The organism is Nitrosopumilus sp. Nsub, from assembly GCF_001541925.1.
GTDB lineage: Archaea > Thermoproteota > Nitrososphaeria > Nitrososphaerales > Nitrosopumilaceae > Nitrosopumilus.
Window position 1 is genome coordinate 36,038 of the sequence record NZ_LQMW01000011.1, and the last position, 14,703, is coordinate 50,740.

General features: G+C 32.3%; 15 protein-coding genes and 1 pseudogene. 7 read left to right on the forward strand and 9 right to left on the reverse strand.

The window, feature by feature from the left end:
- The first annotated feature begins 51 nt into the window (after positions 1–51).
- Positions 52–1,098, forward strand: coding sequence for an L-histidine N(alpha)-methyltransferase (gene egtD / locus AW732_RS02415; protein ID WP_082697399.1), 1,047 nt, complete (start codon positions 52–54; stop codon positions 1,096–1,098).
- A gap of 109 nt (positions 1,099–1,207) precedes the next feature.
- Here the strand turns inward: egtD and egtB are convergent, their stop codons facing one another.
- Genes egtB through AW732_RS02430 form a run of 3 tightly spaced genes read right to left on the reverse strand, consistent with a single transcriptional unit; the run spans position 1,208 to position 4,363 of the window.
- The gene (egtB, locus tag AW732_RS02420) at positions 1,208–2,515 is read right to left on the reverse strand and encodes an ergothioneine biosynthesis protein EgtB (protein ID WP_067958011.1); all 1,308 of its coding nucleotides are present in this window, start codon (positions 2,513–2,515) and stop codon (positions 1,208–1,210) included.
- 60 nt (positions 2,516–2,575) lie between these two features.
- Positions 2,576–4,018 carry a proline--tRNA ligase gene (gene proS, locus AW732_RS02425; RefSeq protein ID WP_067958015.1) on the reverse strand — a complete coding sequence of 481 codons (1,443 nt, stop codon included), beginning with the start codon at positions 4,016–4,018 and terminating at the stop codon, positions 2,576–2,578.
- A gap of 54 nt (positions 4,019–4,072) precedes the next feature.
- Positions 4,073–4,363, reverse strand: coding sequence for a hypothetical protein (locus tag AW732_RS02430; protein ID WP_067958017.1), 291 nt, complete (start codon positions 4,361–4,363; stop codon positions 4,073–4,075).
- 139 nt (positions 4,364–4,502) lie between these two features.
- Between AW732_RS02430 and serB the strand changes: the two genes are divergently transcribed.
- The 3 genes from serB (at position 4,503) to AW732_RS02445 (ending at position 6,238) form a co-directional block, all read left to right on the forward strand.
- Positions 4,503–5,147 (forward strand): phosphoserine phosphatase SerB, encoded by a 645-nt coding sequence (gene serB, locus AW732_RS02435; RefSeq protein WP_067958020.1) that lies wholly within the window; start codon positions 4,503–4,505, stop codon positions 5,145–5,147.
- Between the two features lie 35 nt (positions 5,148–5,182).
- Positions 5,183–5,908 (forward strand): coenzyme F420-0:L-glutamate ligase, encoded by a 726-nt coding sequence (gene cofE, locus AW732_RS02440; protein ID WP_067958023.1) that lies wholly within the window; start codon positions 5,183–5,185, stop codon positions 5,906–5,908.
- A gap of 93 nt (positions 5,909–6,001) precedes the next feature.
- Positions 6,002–6,238, forward strand: coding sequence for a sulfurtransferase TusA family protein (locus tag AW732_RS02445; protein ID WP_067958027.1), 237 nt, complete (start codon positions 6,002–6,004; stop codon positions 6,236–6,238).
- 3 nt (positions 6,239–6,241) lie between these two features.
- Here AW732_RS02445 and AW732_RS02450 read toward each other — a convergent pair whose 3' ends face one another.
- The 5 genes from AW732_RS02450 to AW732_RS02470 are packed head-to-tail and all read right to left on the reverse strand — an operon-like array spanning position 6,242 to position 9,616.
- On the reverse strand, positions 6,242–6,709 hold the full coding sequence (locus tag AW732_RS02450; RefSeq protein WP_067958030.1) for a hypothetical protein: 468 nt from the start codon (positions 6,707–6,709) through the stop codon (positions 6,242–6,244).
- A 22-nt stretch (positions 6,710–6,731) separates the two neighbouring features.
- The gene (locus tag AW732_RS02455; protein WP_348625411.1) at positions 6,732–6,929 is read right to left on the reverse strand and encodes a hypothetical protein; all 198 of its coding nucleotides are present in this window, start codon (positions 6,927–6,929) and stop codon (positions 6,732–6,734) included.
- A 22-nt stretch (positions 6,930–6,951) separates the two neighbouring features.
- A complete protein-coding gene (trxB, locus tag AW732_RS02460) occupies positions 6,952–7,950 on the reverse strand; it encodes a thioredoxin-disulfide reductase (protein ID WP_067958034.1) in 999 nt (332 codons plus the stop codon).
- A 45-nt stretch (positions 7,951–7,995) separates the two neighbouring features.
- Positions 7,996–8,772, reverse strand: a complete 777-nt coding sequence (locus AW732_RS02465; protein WP_067958037.1) for a DUF6775 family putative metallopeptidase — start codon at positions 8,770–8,772, stop codon at positions 7,996–7,998.
- 25 nt (positions 8,773–8,797) lie between these two features.
- Positions 8,798–9,616 (reverse strand): sulfide-dependent adenosine diphosphate thiazole synthase, encoded by an 819-nt coding sequence (locus tag AW732_RS02470; protein WP_067958061.1) that lies wholly within the window; start codon positions 9,614–9,616, stop codon positions 8,798–8,800.
- A gap of 170 nt (positions 9,617–9,786) precedes the next feature.
- Between AW732_RS02470 and AW732_RS02475 the strand changes: the two genes are divergently transcribed.
- A complete protein-coding gene (locus AW732_RS02475; RefSeq protein ID WP_067958065.1) occupies positions 9,787–11,595 on the forward strand; it encodes a nitrite/sulfite reductase in 1,809 nt (602 codons plus the stop codon).
- Positions 11,592–12,389 carry a rhodanese-like domain-containing protein gene (locus AW732_RS02480; RefSeq protein ID WP_067958040.1) on the forward strand — a complete coding sequence of 266 codons (798 nt, stop codon included), beginning with the start codon at positions 11,592–11,594 and terminating at the stop codon, positions 12,387–12,389. The genes AW732_RS02475 and AW732_RS02480 overlap by 4 nt, the downstream gene beginning before the upstream one ends.
- A gap of 1 nt (position 12,390) precedes the next feature.
- Here the strand turns inward: AW732_RS02480 and AW732_RS02485 are convergent, their stop codons facing one another.
- Entirely contained in the window at positions 12,391–13,521 is a 1,131-nt protein-coding gene (locus tag AW732_RS02485) for a tetratricopeptide repeat protein (RefSeq protein ID WP_067958043.1), read from the reverse strand.
- 116 nt (positions 13,522–13,637) lie between these two features.
- On the opposite strand from AW732_RS02485, the pseudogene AW732_RS02490 reads away from it, so the two are divergent.
- A pseudogene (locus tag AW732_RS02490) lies at positions 13,638–14,703 on the forward strand (collagen-like protein); the annotation flags it as partial.

Consider the following 14,703-nt stretch of genomic DNA (forward strand, 5'->3'; position numbering starts at 1 on the left):
GGAGTATATCAAGAAATATGTTGTTTTACATACATTTGGGATAAGACACTTATGGAAACTGAAGATGACTCATATCACTTGAATGACGTTACATCCAACTCCAATTATAAAAAATATGTACTAGATGATAAATTACAATATTTCAAACCACATGCTACAAAAATTGAGAATTCTTTTGCAGATGAAATTAAATTCAGTCTGAGTAGAGACAAAAAATTCATTTCTCCAAAATTTTTCTACGATATTAAAGGCTCTGAACTCTTTGAGAGTATTTGCTCACTTCCTGAATATTATCCTACACGAACAGAAGTTAGTATTCTGGAACATCTCCAAGAAGATTTACTTGATTACTTGGATGATTCGTTTCGTCTAGTGGAACTAGGTAGTGGTTCTTCTACTAAAACACGATTAATTTTGGATATTTTTGAGAAATTTCAGAATAAAATAGAGTATTTTCCAATTGATATTTCTGATATTTTGACTGAATCCTCTGAAATCTTACTATCTAACTATGAGAATTTGCACATTACAGGAATAATTGATACTTATGAAGGAGGATTGGATTTTCTCAAAAATTATGATGCAAAAAAGAATTTGATAATATTTTTGGGTTCTAGTTTTGGTAATTTCTCACCTGATGATGGTGTGGAATTTTTGAAAAAAATTCACTCCACAATGAAATCTGGTGATCTATTTTTAATTGGACTGGATTTGGTAAAGGATTATTTCATTTTGGAATCAGCTTATAATGATTCAGCAGGAGTAACTGCTGCATTTAATCTCAATGTATTATCTAGGATTAATGATGAGTTGGATGCTGATTTTGATTTGAATAATTTTGCACACCATTCTGTGTATAATGAATCAGCACAACGAATTGAAATGTATCTCAAATCTTTGGTAAATCAGACAGTTGTGATATCTCAATCTGAAATGAAAATACAATTAAAAAAAAATGAACTAATCCACACTGAATATTCTCATAAATTCAAACTATCTCAACTAGAATCCCTCTTTGAAGATATTGGGTTTGATGTTAATCATACTTGGTGCGATGAAAAAAAGTATTTCTCATTAACATTGTTATCTAAAAAGTAGACTCGTTTTTTTAGATCTTTTACATGGTGTATTATTTTTTCGATACATTGTTGTACATCTCCATCGTACAATATACTTAGAATATCTGTTTTTTGATTCACTAATCTCATCAAGCATCTTCTGCACATCTAAATCCAGAAAACAACCACCTCTCATCTAGTCTAAAGAAATTTCTATAACTTGCTCTAATTGACATTGAAGGTGTTCCAAATGAACCCCCTCGTAATACCTTTTGATTTGAAAACCACTTGTCATTATACTCATCAAATCCTGTAACAAATCCTGGATACCCTGTATACTCTGATGATGTCCACTCCCACACATCTCCAATCATTTGTTGACATCCTGATGGACTGACTCCCTCTGGATATGCACCAATTTCAGTACATCCCCATTGGTATGATTCTAGTAAATTACAATTATTTTCAGTTGGGGGCTCATTTCCCCACGGAAAAATATTTTTTTGTTGAGTTGTATCATTCCAACATGCAGCTTTTTCCCATTCAGCTTCAGTTGGTAATCTTTTTTTTGCCCATTTACAAAAAGCATCTGCTTCGTAGTAACTGACATGTTTTACTGGTTCGTTTGGATTGATTTTGTGAATCCCTGCAAAATCTCTAATGTGCCATGCATCATCAATTTTCTCCCAATACATTGGAGACTTCCATTTGTTTTTCTTTACTTTCTCCCATCCGTCTGATAACCAGTACTTGTATGTGTCATATCCGCCTGATTCCATAAATTCCAAATACTGCCCATTTGTAACTGGAAAGACATCTATCTTGTAATCATTTAGGTAAACTTTGTGTTCTGGTAGTTCGATGTCATAACAGTACTCTGTACCGTTATACCCCATTGTGTACAATCCACCTTTGACTAAAACAGATTTTTTCTCTACACTACTTGTAGATTTTATTTTATTTTGTATTGCTGGTTTGTATGATTCTGCTAGTAAATGTTGAAAATCATAAATCATTAATTCTTGATGTTGACATTCATGGTGAAATCCAATTGTTATTAATCTATTTTCTTCATCCGTTAATTCATGTGAGTTTATGAATTTTTCAACTCTTTGATTTATTGTATTAAAGTACGCAAACACTTCATCCACTGTTGGTCTTGAAACAATTCCACGTAACCCTTTATCATGTGGTACTCCGAATTGTTGATAGTATGAATTTAGATATTCTGAAAATTCTTTTGAATAAAATTTGTAATCTTTATCGATTTTACTAATAATTGCCTCATAAATCCAACTAACATGACCAACATGCCATTTTGGTGGACTCATAAAATATGCTGTCTGTACCACAAAGTCATCTTTTTCTAAATTTTTTACTAGTTGTAATGTTCTATTTCTGGTTTCTCTGAATTGTTGAATTAGTGGTTTTAATTCCAATTCTGGATTTGTAGTCATTGTCAAAAATTATATTTTTTTTCTTATTATGTTTTGGGTGGATAATCTCCAATGATTATCCTAGTATCCTCTGGCAAAAACTGGAATTGATTTACTCTGCTCTTTACAGTAAATGCATTTTTGAGTCGTATCCTCACTATTCCATGGAATTACTCTGATTTCAGCACCAGTTTCTTCTTTAATTTTCTCTTCACACTCTAATTTGCCACACCATGGAGAGTTGAAAAATCCTCCTTTCTCAATTTTTGATTTGAATTCAGTATATTCTGAAATTGATATTGTATTCTCTTTGGATTGCTTTCTTGCATTTTCCAACATGGTTCTTTGAATTTCATCAAGCATTGATGGAATTTTTTCAATATTTGAAAATTCAACACTTGTCTTTTCACCGCTGTGTCTTTTTGCAATAATGACACTTTGTTTCTCAATGTCTTTTGGACCAATTTCAATTCTAATCGGTACTCCTTTTAATTCCCAATCATTGAATTTGTATCCTGGTGATAATCCTTCTCTGTTATCAACATGCACTCTTATGTTTAATGACTCTAATTTTTCTTCAATTTCTTTAACTTTAGGTAATACGATATCTTTTCCTTCATCGTTTCTATAAATTGGAACAATCACTACTTGCATTGGGGCTACTTTAGGTGGTAAAACTAATCCTTTGTCGTCTCCATGTGCCATTATCATTGCGCCTATTAATCTCCATGACACCCCCCAGGAAGTTTGCCATGCAAAATGCTCCACATTGTCTTTGTCTGCGAATTTAACTTCAAATGGTTTTGAAAAATTCTGTCCTAAGAAATGTGATGTACCCATTTGCAGTGCCTTACCATCTGGCATGATTGACTCCATTGTAGTTGTATATTCTGCACCAACAAATTTTTCTTTTTCACTCTTCTTTCCTGTAGTTACAGGAATTGCTAATTTTTCTTCTACTGTCTCTTTGTAAATATCTAAAATTTTGATTACCTCTTTTTCAGCTTCTTCTTTTGTTGAATGTACCGTATGCCCTTCTTGCCAAAGAAATTCAGATGTTCTAAGAAATGGTTTTGTAGCTTTGATTTCAGCTCTTAATGCTGTATTCCAAAAATTAATTTTTAATGGTAAATCTCTCCAACTTTGAATCCATTTCGAATAAAGTGTATATGCTAAAGTTTCTGATGTTGGTCTTAATGCCAATCTATCGCCTACCTCATTTGTTCCTGAATGTGTAACCCAAAATACTTCAGGATTAAACCCTGCAAAATGCTTCTGTTCTTTTCCTAATAGTGATTCTGGGATCAAAATTGGTAAAAATCCATTTCTAATACCATTACGTGCAAATTTTTTATCAAATGTACTTCTTAATGACTCCCAGATTGAATATCCATCTGGTCTTAAAACAATTAACCCTTTTACTGGTGCGTAATCTGCTAGTTTTGCCTTTAACACAACTTGTGTATACCATTCACTAAAATCCTCATTTTTTGAGACTGTAATTCCAACATCTTGTTTGCCCAAAACTACTCTACTGAGAATTATTTTAATTAATGAGCCTTTCGTGAACTATTAAAATTATTTTAGTGGTTCCCCTTTACAGAAAACCTCGCCCATAACTCTACTTTGGAAATTTGGACAAATGAAACATTGTACAAATTGAATGTCATCTTTTAAAACAGGACATTCGACATATTCTTGTTTCATTCTTTTAAGCATTTTTGGACTAACTCCTTTGAGTTTTAATTTACCCTTTTCATCCATCATTCCTGATTCTTTTAATTGTGCTTTTAATTCATCAGGAAATTTTACTTTTTCTTCAGTCATTAAGATTTTGACATCATATTTTCGTTCAAGTTCTTCAACCATAAACTCATAATATTATTCCATGATTTATTATTACCGTTTTTGATTTTTTTCATATTTTAATACATTCAAAATTGGAAATCTCAAATTAAGATGGCACTACTTTAATATTATTAGAATTTTTTTCAAAATCAGAAATCTATTGCTAATAATTTTTGATGTTGAGGGTGTATTATTAGATGAAGAATATCTTCCAATTCTTGCAGAAAAATTAAACAAAGAAGATGAGATTTGGGAAATCACTAAACAAGGAATTCAAGGTAAAATTAATTGGGAAGAAGGCCTTAGAACTAGAGTTGCTGCTTTAAAGGGATTGGATGAAAAAGTATGTCAGGAAGTAGCTGATGATTTACCAATTATGACTGGAGCTAAAGAAGCTTGTAAAATTTTAAAATCTGCAGGTTGGAAAATTATGGCTGTTTCAGGAGGTTTCACATTGATGATGGACAGATTACAAAAAGAATTAGGCTTGGATTATGTTTTTTGTAATGATTTGATCTTTAAAGATGGAAAATTAGATGGCGTTACGATAAATGTTGATTCAGATAAGTCAAAATCTGCAAAAATAAAAATTGAAGAATGGGGTGAAAAGAAAGAAAATATTGTCTGTGTAGTTGATGGTGCAAATGATATTAAATTATTTGATGTCTGTGGGTTGGGAATTGCATATCGAGCTCAAGATCTAGTTAAGGATTTAGCTACTACTACGCTTGAAGAAAAAGACTTAACTAAAATTTTAGATATAATCAATAAACACTATAAATTAGAATTACAAACTATTGTCTAAACAATTTTTTACTTGTTAGTTTAATGATAAAATAATTGAAAATAACTCCCGTCTATATCGACAAAGAAATTAATTCTGACGATGATCTTTCTAAAATAATTTTAAATTCTGCTAATGTAACTGATGGGGATATTCTTGTAATTGCTCAAAAAATTATTTCTAAACAAGAAGGACGTTTAGTTGAATTATCTGCTGTTACCCCTTCACTATTATCTGAAGGAATAAGCTCTCAATACAAAAAGGATCCTCGAATTGTAGAACTAGTTCTATCTGAATCTAAGAAAATTGTTAGAATGAAAAACGGTTTAATCATTACTGAAACTAAAAATGGTTTCATTTGTGCTAATTCTGGAATTGATGAAAGTAATGTTGTTAATGGTTTTGCCACCTTGCTACCGTTAAATTCTGATGAATCTGCAGAACGATTAAGAAAAGAAATTTTTGAACAAACTGGAAAAACTGTTGCGGTAATAATTTCTGATACTTTTGGACGTCCTTTTCGAATGGGACAAACAAATTGTGCAATAGGCATATCTGGGATAGAACCGATTTTGGATTATTCTGGAACTTTGGATTCTTTTAATCGTGTGTTACGAGTCACTGCAATTGCTATTGTTGATGAGCTTTCTTCAGCTGCAGAATTAGTAATGGGTAAAACAACTAAATCTCCTGTTGCAATAATTAGTGATTATTCATTTAATTCTGAAAAACATAACATCAATGATTTAATTCGGCCTGAAACTGAAGATCTTTTTAAATAATTTTTTTCGAGGTTTTTTCACCTATTAATGAGAAACTCTTTTTTTCAATTTGTTACTTAGACTTTAATATGACAAATTTGATTTGAACAATGAATGTCAGAATCTACTGAAAAACAATTGGATGCAACTGGATTGTTTTGTCCTGAACCTGTATTTAGAACAAAAATTGAGCTAGAAAAAATGCAAGTTGGTGAAATCATTAACGTTTCTGCTGATGATCCAGATGCTGAAGAGGATATTTCCAGATGGGTAACAAGAAATGGTCATGAATTATTAAATTTGAATAAAGATGGTTCTGTTACTACGCTCAAAATTAAAAAATTAAAATAATTTTCATTCTAAAATTTTTTTAATCTCTTTGTCATAAAATTCTCTAAAATTCAAATTCATGGCTTTTTCTTGTTCAAAACAACTGTTACTTACTTCTACTAATTTTTCTTTAACTTTTTTACTCCATCGACTCTGTTGTTTGTCTTTTGAATTTGCTATTGATGGAGTCTCCTCAATCTGTTGCATTATTTTTTTTAATTGATCTCCTAATTGATGAAATTTGCTTATCTGTAATAGAAATATTTCTCCTTTTTCTTTATTGATAAGATTCATCATGTTGTGAACTTGATTGTAATATGCTATGGATGATTCATTATATTTTTCTAAATCTGTTATCCTATTTTGCCAATATTCTTTAGATTTTTTTTCTTCAATTTTATAAGTAAATTGATTTTTTGCTAAAGCTGAGCCTAACTTCATAAGTTTTTCACTGTTTTCTTTAACTTTGATTTTAATCTCATCTGAATTCATTATTTTTTACTTAATTTTTGCATTAAAGAACTTGACTTTTTTGATCATTCCATGCATTATCCAATTGATTTGAATACTCTTTGATACATTTTTCACAAAATGAATCCCATTCTCCAATCTTTAATTGCTCAAAAAATTTTAATGTCCATTGATAATTGGGTTCTTTTTTGTATTGAAATTGTTGAATTGTGTAAATATCTTTTTGATGAAAATTATTCAAACAATTGTTGCATTTTGCATTTTTATTTGCCTGCATTTTCTGTAAGGAATTTATCTACATCAATGGCTGCCATACAACCGTACCCTGCAGCTGTAATTGCTTGTCTGTAATTTCTATCATGTACATCCCCTGCTGCAAAAATTCCTTCCATGTTTGTGTGTGTTTTATTTTTTAAAACAATGTATTCCTCATCATCTAAATCAATTTGATTTTTGAACAATTCTGTATTTGGTTGATGTCCAATCGCTACAAATAATCCGCCTACATTGATAGTTTTTTCTTCATTAGTTTTTAGATTTTTTAAAACTGCTTGTTGCATTTTTTCATCCCCGTTAATTTTGATTACTTCTGAATCCCAATGAAATTGAATCTTCTCATTATTCATGGCTCTCTCTTGCATAACTTTACTTGCTCTTAACTCATCTCTTCTATGTACTACGTGTACTCTAGTTGCAAATTTTGTAAGGAAAGTTGCCTCTTCAATTGCTGAATCTCCGCCTCCTACTACAATTAGTTCTAAATTTCTGAAAAATGGACCGTCACATGTTGCACAATATGATACTCCTTTTCCTGAAAATTCCTCTTCTCCTTCAATTCCCATTTTTTTTGGATTTGCACCTGTTGCAATAATTACTGCTCGTCCTTCGTATTCTTCTGAACCGGTTAAAACTTTGTATGGTGCCCGTCTAAAATCTACATCCACTGCAATATCATCAATTATAGTAGTACCCATTCTTTGAGATTGTTTTCTCATGTCAATCATTAGATCTGGACCCATTATGCCATTTTCAAAACCTGGATAGTTTTCTACTTCTGTCGTATTGACAAGTTGACCTCCTGGTAAAATTCCTGATAAAATTAATGTGTCATAACCTGCTCTTGAACAATAAATTCCTGCTGTATATCCTGATGGTCCTGCTCCAATAATGATCACATCAAATTTTGTTTTCTTTTTATCTGGAATTTTGGGACCGTCATTATTAGTTTCTAAAACTGCTGCACCTGCATCTGCTGCCATCATAGTGAATGATGTTTTTATTTCATTAATTTAAGTCAATATCTCATTCTATCCCTCATTATTTTTCATTTTAGTTAAAATTTTTGTATGTTGATTGCATAATGATGGATTTTTAATCTGTGAAATGAATAGATCTTTTTGCCAATGTGCATTAAATAATCTACATTGAACATCTTTACAAAAAACATCTCCTGTTTCATAATACATTATTGATTGAAGTAAATATCCTTCAATTATTTCTGGTAACCTGGGATCGTCATGTTCTAAAAACTCTCCTTTGTATTTTTGCCTAATTGTTTCCTCTGATTCATTTGAAAAATTTGTCATTAAATCTATGTAGTATTGCTTGGGTTTTGCTGGTGCTTCAATAATTCCTGTAGTTGAAATAATTATTGGATTTGAGCCTACCCATACCCTTGCATGGTATCTGTAATCATCTAAATCAAATGTTCCTGTTAATTTATTCGTAAAAACTATGTGTAAAATATTTTCAATATTTTCTTGGTGCGGTATAATTTCTTCAATGACTTTACTCATCTCAATTCCGTCATAGATAGGGATTTCTTTTTCTCTAGACATATCTGTATTTTGTGATTCTATTGAAATTTCTGTAATTGATGATGTATGTTTCTGAAATGGTTTTTTTAAATCAAATACTCTTGTATTTGAAATTTTTTCATATTCTTTTTCATTTAATTTTTTAAAAATATTTTCTCGAATATCACAATTGATTCCAAATGTTTGTAAAATAAATTTTTGAATATTTTTTAAATTTAATTTTGAAACGGTTGGTTCATTGTATAAGATAATTTTAGAAATTTTCACTGAATATTCTAGATGGTTAAATTATTTATCTTTCTAACTCTTTGATTTTTTCTGCTGCAATCTCTGCTGCTCTTTTTCCAGAATATAACATTGAACCAAATGTTGGTCCCATTCTTGCTAATCCATGAGTTTCAGTAACTGACATTCCTGCTGCAATAAGTCCTGGATAAACTTCCCCTGTTTTGTGAACTACGTGTTCTTCTCCGTCGTTAACATACATTGGTTCCATTCCTTTCCATTCTGCTAATCCTCTATCTACTAACCTTTTTACTGCAACAGAGTCATGACCTGATGCATCTATGATTACTTTTGCTTCAAATGCGACTGGATCAACACATGTAATGTTTCGTGGTAATGCTGAAACTGGCATCCAATTAACAACAATTCCTGCAACCCTTCCATTTTTTAATACTAAATCATCGAATTTTGTTAGTTGTAGAAATTTAACTCCTGCATCACATGCAGCTCCAATTAATTTTGATACTGCGTGTGGCCCTGGTGTTAAGTATAATCCATCTTGAACTTTTTTGTAAGGAACTCCTAATTCATCCCAAATTTTTTGGGCTGGTTCTCTAACTGTAACTGGATTCATCATATATCCTCCTAGCCAGTAACCTCCCCCTAGATAGTTATTTTGTTCAATCACTAAAACTTTGAAACCTAAATTTGATAATTCTCTACTTGCTGTTAGTCCTGCTGGTCCTGCTCCTATGATGATTACGTCTGATTCTGCTCTATCAATTAATACATCATGAAATTCATCTGCAATTGCACGTGTGATTTCCACTTCACGAACATCTGTAAAAATTTTTGAAGATTGTTCTGCTATTGTTGCTTCTTGCATAGTGATGTCTTCTGTTTTATCCATAAATATATTCGCACGTAAAAATTAGGTTATACTAACACTATTTTTGCAATGAATAAACCGGAAAATTTTGTTTGTTTCTTGAAATTTATTACTAAAACATACCAATATCAAAAATTTATAACCAAACCCGATTGAATTTCATTGTATTGACTATCTCTGATTTGACTCATTCTTCAGTTGATCCAGTATCTCCTAAAATTAATTGGGCCCGAGTTGATGAAGCTGATCATTTTGCTGAAACTGTAAAATTATACCGTCAAGGCAAATATGATGAAGATAGTTTTAGACGATTCCGTTTACAACATGGTGCATATGGAACTAGAATGACTAGTGATTATGCAATGGTTCGTGTAAAATTACCTGCTGGTGAAATTTACCCAAAACAGTTTGAAAAATTATCTAAACTTAGTGAACAATATTCTATAGGAAGTGCCCATTTTTCAACTCGTGAAAATATCCAATTACACTGGGTAATTTTAGAAGATGTTTCTGAGATTTTTAGATCACTTGCAGAGGTTGGTTTAACTTCTAGAGAAGCATGTGGTAATTCTGTTCGAAATGTAATGTGTAGTCCTCTATCTGGTGTTTGCTGTGATGAAAAATTTGATTCCACTCCTTACGCTTTAGCAACTGCTAAATTCTTCTTGCGTAATCCTATGGCTCAAAGTCTTCCACGTAAATTCAAATTCAATTTTACATGTTGTGAAAAACATGGAATGGTTAGAATGGTTGATGTTGGTTTGATTCCAGAAATTCGACAAGTTGACGGCTCTGAACAAAAAGGTTTCAAAATTTTTCTTGGTGGTGGTTTAGGTAACAAATCCTTTGTCGGACATCAATTAGAAGACTTTACTCCTGAAGAAGATTTACTTTATACTTCAATTGCTGTTATGAGAATATTTGATAGATTGGGAGATAGAAAAAATCTTGCTAGAAATAGAATGCGTTATCTTGTAAATGACATGGGTTGGGAAAAATTCCAAAATCTTGTATTGAAAGAAAGAGCAATTGTTAGAGCAACTCAATCTGTTGTTACTAGATTAAAAGTTGATACCACTCCTAGTAAAATCACAAGACCATTAAAAATTAGTGATGAAACTGGTGGATCTGCACCTGATGGTTATGCAAGATGGCTAAAAACTAATACTGTGAAACAAAAACAATCTGATTACCGTTCTGTGTTCATTACTTTAGAAGCTGGAGATATCACGTCAAATCAATTATCTGTATTAGCTGATTTAATTCGTGAATTTTCTTCTGAAGGAAAAGCTCGTACTGGATTTGTTCAAAATGTTGCACTGCGATACGTTCATGAAGATGACTTAATTCCGTTATATTCTAAATTGTTGCAGTCAGGACTTGCAAAATCTGGGGCTTTAACTATGACTACTCCTGTAGGTTGTTCTGGAACTACTTCTTGTAATTTAGCATTAACTAATTCACATAGATTGGCAAAAGAAATTCAAAGAAAATTCTTAGAATTGAAACTTGATGATGATGATGATTTAGCTGATTCTTCCATTAAGATAAGTGGATGTCCAAACTCTTGTGGTCAACATGGTATTGCAACCATTGGTTTCTTTGGAGGTGGTGGACGAAATGGAAAAGACATGTATGCCAATTATCAAATGTCTCTTGGTGGTAGATTTGATGGAGAAACTATGTTGGGACAAACATGTTTGAGAGTTCCTGCAAAAAGAGTAATTCCAGTAATCTTGAAAATAATTGAACTGTTTAAAGAAAATAAAAAATCCGATGACACATTGAAATCTTGGATTCATAGAATTGTAAATAACAGTGAAGATTCTGCTGTTAAATCAATCAATGACATTAAAAAAATCTTGGAACCTCTAATTATTCCTCCAAACAAAGATGATGATCCTGATTTCTATCTTGATTATGGTAGCGATACTAGTTATCACACAAAAACTGGTAAGGGTGAGTGTGCTGCTTGACTCAATCCGTTAAAATTACTTCTGATGTTGATTCTGTTCGTTCAGAAATTCGTGATAATAGTATTCGCGTAATTGATGTACGACGTGAGGGTGATTACAAACAAGACCATATTCCAAATTCAGTTAATTTGCCTTTGGCAACATTATTGTCTGATGATAGTCCTGAAAATGTTTTGAAACTTGTAAACTCAATGGGTATTGACGATGAAACTCCTGTTGTTGTTTATGATGATACTTTTGGTGCATTGGCATCAAGAGTAGCTTGGACATTGGAGTGGATTGGTCATTCAAATGTTACATTACTTGAAACTACTTATGGTAATTGGAAATCTTTAGGATTAGAAAATGATTCAAAAATCCCTGATGTTTCTAAAAAAGACCATTCTTTGAATTTACAATCTGATATTTTGGCAACATCTGATTATTTAGAATCTGCAAAATCTCGAGAGGATGTAATTTTGATTGATAATCGAGAACGATTAAACTATCTGGAACAACATATTCCTGGTGCAATCAGTCTGCCTTATCGTACACTAGCAAGTGATGATAAAATTCTTCGTTCAAAAGAAGACATGAAACGATTGTTGGGTAATAGGGGAGTTTCTGGAAACTCTGAAATAATTACTTACTGTGGTAGTGTTGGTACGTTATCTGGTTTAGCATATTATGCTCTAAAATCTGCAGAATTACCAAATGCAAAATTATATGTTCGATCCTTTAAGGAATGGAAAAATCTTCAAAAACCTACTATCAAACAAGAAGATGCCAATTATTGGGATTTATCTGCAGAATAATTTATGCAATCTCGTCTCTTAATTTCTTTGTAATTGTTACTTCGATATTATCAAAAACTTCTAACATTTTCTCTTTATTGTCTATGATGTATTCTTCTCCTCTATCATTTAATCTGATTTTCCATAATCTAATTTCTCTATGTTCCTCAAAGAAATTTTCAATCATTTGTTCTCCTGATTTTGTTGGATCAATGAATTCTTCGAAAATTGATATGGTTTTATCTATGTCTCCTTCTTCTATTGCTTCTTTTGCTGTTTGAATTGATTCACTCAATTTTTTCAAATTTTTAACCGGTCTTGGTAATTTCTTCTTTGTAATTCCAAATAATCCGATTTTTTCTTTACCGATTTTTTCTGCAATATTATCTGCAAGATCATAGACTGGAATTTTACTCAATCCGTCACGCTTTTCATTTTGAACAATTAGTCCTTTTTCTAATAATTTTTTTAAAGAAAGTTCTGCATCTGCTTTATCTAGAAATGTTGTCCACACAATTGCCCCAAGTGTGTGATATCCTTGCCTCACTGATTCCAACACTACTACTTCTTGAATTCTTTTGAAGCCTTCTTCAATTCTTACATTTGCAAAGTCTTTATCTCTAATTGATTTTCTTGCATTTTTAACATCAATTTCAATGGAATGTTTCAAAGCTTGTAATGCTTCTGGAACTTGGTTTAACAATGACAGGAAACATGCTTTGTTATACCATGCCATGCCATATGTTTTATCTGAATCAATTGCTTTGTTAACTGCATCTAATGCTTGTGCATACTTCTTTTGTTCATAGTGAACTAGTCCTTTGAGATTCCATGCTTCAGGATTTGTTACATCTACTTCGAGAACTTTATCATATACTTTTAGAGCATCATTGTGATTCTCTAGATGGAATTTTGCATATCCTAACTTCATTAAAATTTCAACATTATCTGGTTCAATTCGTAAAGCTTGTTCAAATACTTCGACAGCATCATCTAATTTTTCATCTGCCATTAAATTAACGCCTTTTTTAAATAATTTTTTAATATTGTAACTTGGATCAACTAGACTAGTTTCTTTTGTAACTATTTTTGCTGATTCTTCATCTTTTGATTTTTCTATTTTCTTTTTTTTCTTACCAAACAACTTAATCATCTACGATTATTCTCTAGATAAATACCATCTTAATCCGTATATTTTCTTATATTTTCAGGGTTAATTCAAATACGGCGATCCAAATCCTGAAATACTTCAAATTTTAACAAACGATTATGTCTTCTCAATCACGAATAGAAATTCAAGGGCAGGCACCTTTTAAACAATCTGGTGTATATGAAGCTCAAATTTCAATAATTGATGTAAAACCCTCTGATGCTGATATTCGTGCTAAAAAATTTACTCCTTTATGGAAAGGAGATTTTCATTTAAAAGTAAAAGATGGTGTATTTTCAGAAATATTAGGTGATTCCAAAAACCCTCTTCCTTCATCTGTTGATGAATTGAATTCTATCTGGATTGTTGTAAATGATTTATTTTCTTCAGTATATTCTGTTTTTGATGTACCTTTAAGAAAATCTTCTGAAATTGTTAAAACTCCTGAAAAAACCATTGAAAAAACCATTGAAAAAACCATTGAAAAAACTCCTGAAAAAGCTAAATCTAAACGCCCATCAAAAAATATTACAAATTCTGATAATGTGGGATCACGAGGTATTCGTGGTCCAAGTGGAGATAAAGGTGAACCTGGTGCAACCGGACCAGCTGGTGACAAAGGTGACAAAGGTCCACACGGTGACAAAGGTGACAAAGGTCCACACGGTGACAAAGGTGACAAAGGTTCAACTGGTACCACCGGTGACAAAGGTCCAACCGGATTAAAAGGTCCAACCGGCCCAACTGGGGAAAAAGGCTCAACCGGATTACCCGGTGACAAAGGAACTTCTGGAATACGTGGTGTTCCTGGAGAAAAAGGTGACAAAGGCCCACAAGGTCCGCCTGGTGACAAAGGATTAACTGGTCCTGTTGGTGTTCCTGGAGAAAAAGGTCCAACCGGAACTTCTGGAGTTCAAGGAGAAAAAGGAATTCAAGGTTCTCCTGGACCAATAGGAGAAAAAGGTGTTACTGGACCTGTCGGTGACAAAGGACCTATCGGTCCACCTGGTCCAGTTGGATCTAAAGGATTAACTGGTGTTACTGGTCCAACAGGAGAAAAAGGTGACAAAGGTCCACTAGGTCCACCCGGTCCTCTTGGTGACAAAGGTAGTAAAGGACCTGATGGTCCAACTGGAGAAAAAGGCCCACAAGGCCCACAAGGTCCTGCTGGATCTAAAGGATTAA

Bases quoted from the DNA above. Each gene is read 5' to 3' on its own strand.
- egtB (WP_067958011.1), bottom strand. From the start codon at position 2,515: ATGACTACAAATCCAGAATTGGAATTAAAACCACTAATTCAACAATTC.
- AW732_RS02485 (WP_067958043.1), bottom strand. From the start codon at position 13,521: ATGATTAAGTTGTTTGGTAAGAAAAAAAAGAAAATAGAAAAATCAAAA.
- trxB (WP_067958034.1), bottom strand. From the start codon at position 7,950: ATGATGGCAGCAGATGCAGGTGCAGCAGTTTTAGAAACTAATAATGAC.
- AW732_RS02450 (WP_067958030.1), bottom strand. From the start codon at position 6,709: ATGAATTCAGATGAGATTAAAATCAAAGTTAAAGAAAACAGTGAAAAA.
- AW732_RS02470 (WP_067958061.1), bottom strand. From the start codon at position 9,616: ATGCAAGAAGCAACAATAGCAGAACAATCTTCAAAAATTTTTACAGAT.
- AW732_RS02445 (WP_067958027.1), top strand. From the start codon at position 6,002: ATGTCAGAATCTACTGAAAAACAATTGGATGCAACTGGATTGTTTTGT.
- egtD (WP_082697399.1), top strand. From the start codon at position 52: ATGGAAACTGAAGATGACTCATATCACTTGAATGACGTTACATCCAAC.
- AW732_RS02430 (WP_067958017.1), bottom strand. From the start codon at position 4,363: ATGGTTGAAGAACTTGAACGAAAATATGATGTCAAAATCTTAATGACT.